Origin of the sequence: Gelidibacter sp. (assembly GCF_035577925.1) — a bacterium.
Classification (GTDB): Bacteria; Bacteroidota; Bacteroidia; order Flavobacteriales; family Flavobacteriaceae; genus Gelidibacter.
In genome coordinates this window covers 1-2,237 of record NZ_DATJCY010000183.1, presented here as the reverse complement: position 1 = coordinate 2,237, position 2,237 = coordinate 1, and the positions used below count along the sequence as shown (strand labels likewise).

The window sequence follows — 2,237 nt, the reverse complement described above, 5'->3', positions numbered from 1 at the left end:
AAAACATCACTCAAATGCCCGACTTTAAAGGATACCTGAGCGATTTGGGAGGACCTTCTGCTAATATGTACAAAATGGAAGGGAAGAAGAAGGCAGTTTGCGAAAAATGTAAGCGACCATCGTGCATACATCCAGCTGTTTGCCCAAACCTAAATACAGATCATACTCCATTATTGGATATATACAAATCGGTAGATAAAATAGATGGGATTAAGAAGTCATTTGTTGGCAGTGGTGTTCGCTACGACATGCTTTTGCATAAAAGCAAAGATGAGGCTACTAACAAGGCAGCTAAGGAATACACCGAGGAGTTAATTTTGAATCATGTATCCGGACGATTGAAAGTAGCACCAGAGCATACGTCAGACAAAACGTTGCATATGATGCGGAAACCATCGTTTAAAGACTTCCATACTTTTAAAAACACTTTTGAGAAACTAAATAAGAAGCACGGAATGAAACAGCAGCTCATCCCTTATTTCATATCTTCGCATCCAGGATGTACCGAAGCCGATATGGCTGAGCTGGCTGCAGTTACTAAGGATTTAGATTTTAAGCTTGAGCAAATACAAGACTTCACTCCTTCGCCTATGACATTGGCAACCGAAATATACTACACAGGGTATCATCCTTATACTTTAGAAAAAGTATTTACTGCAAAATCAGCCAACGAGAAAACACAACAACGACAATTCTTTTTCTGGTATGAACGATCTTCCAAAAAAACAATCATTGACTCTCTGAAGAAATTGAATCGCTATGATCTGATTAAAAAGATATACCCTAAGGGTTGATTTATTTCGATTTGTATTACAAATAGGTCGATTTATTCTTATTCTTATAATCCTCACTCCACAATTGTCTGAATTTATTTCATTCTTATCAAATGCATCTCACAATTGCTTAAATTAATTTCATTCTTGACAAATGGATCTCACAATTGGCTGAATTAATTATATTCTTATGATATGGTTCAAACAATTGGTTGAAATTATTCCATTCTTATGATATGCATCTAACAATCGCTTGAAAATATTTTTATTCTTACGATATGGGTCACACAATTGGTTGAAAATATTTCATTCTTGCAATTTGTACTTAACAATCGGTTGAAAATATATTTTTCGGACTATTTGTATTTAACAATGCCACGAAAATATTTTTTTCAACCTTTCTGCAATTGAAGATTGGATGATTTAACTTTCGATTCTGCTTTCTACAATGGGAAGCAGCTTGAAATTATTTGTATCAACATGCAGTTTTGTAATTAATTCGCTTTTTAATTAATTTCCATGCAACGTTTTTCAATTTTATGCGTCTATTATATATGAACGTCTAGAAAATGTATATTTAAACCTATTCCTTAAAAGCGAAAACGCACATGTTTACAAAAAAATCAATATTAAAATATAGTGTAATATTCATTGTAATATTGTGTAGTGCTTTTGCATGTGAGGATGAAGGATATTCATTATCAGACTTTAGAATTAACATTGCAACAGTAATTCCAGATGGACAACAGTCCTATTATTTGGTTTTAGATAACGGCGAGAAATTATTGCCTGCATCAACAGATGTTTTTTATAGCCCACGTGAAAACCAGCGAGTTTTTGTTAACTACACCCTCCTATCTGATAATTATAATGGTTACGATCATCAAATTAAAGTAAATGATATATGGAATATACTTACAAAACCCGTTATAAGCTTAACTGACCAAGAAGCGGATAATATTGGGAATGACCCAATACAAATTAATGAGTTTTGGATAGGTGATGATTATCTAAATGCAAGTTTTTCATTTAATTATGGACATGTAAAACCTCATGCAATTAATTTAATCCAGAATGAAATAGTTAACAGTCAGTATAACGAAGTATTAGAACTGGAATTTAGACACAATTCGTACAATAGTCAATATAACTCCCTTTTTGATGGATTTGTATGTTTTGACTTGAAACCATTTAGGAAGGAAAACAGAGACTCTATTCCAGTTATCATTAAATACAGAAACTGGGACGGAGATCAAACATATGAGTTAACGTACAGATATAACAACCTCAATAAAGATGGACAATTAAGGAGTATCCCTAATGTATCGTCTAATGAGTACAAATAAACCTAAATCGATGATTAAATTAGACATAACAAAAAGAATGATAATAAATTAAATAACATTTGATGAAACCACATTAAATAATAATCATAATTTCTTATATGACTTTTTGATTTTCCAA

General features: G+C 32.3%; 2 protein-coding genes. Both read left to right on the top strand.

Annotated features, from left to right (window positions below; all coding sequences use genetic code 11):
* Positions 1-794 (top strand): DUF3362 domain-containing protein (locus tag VNJ50_RS06815; protein WP_325580284.1); only part of this gene is annotated, 794 nt, incomplete at its 5' end.
* Positions 795-1,381: 587 nt separating this feature from the next.
* A complete protein-coding gene (locus VNJ50_RS06810) occupies positions 1,382-2,119 on the top strand; it encodes a hypothetical protein (RefSeq protein WP_325580282.1) in 738 nt (245 codons plus the stop codon).
* The last annotated feature ends 118 nt before the right edge of the window (positions 2,120-2,237 follow it).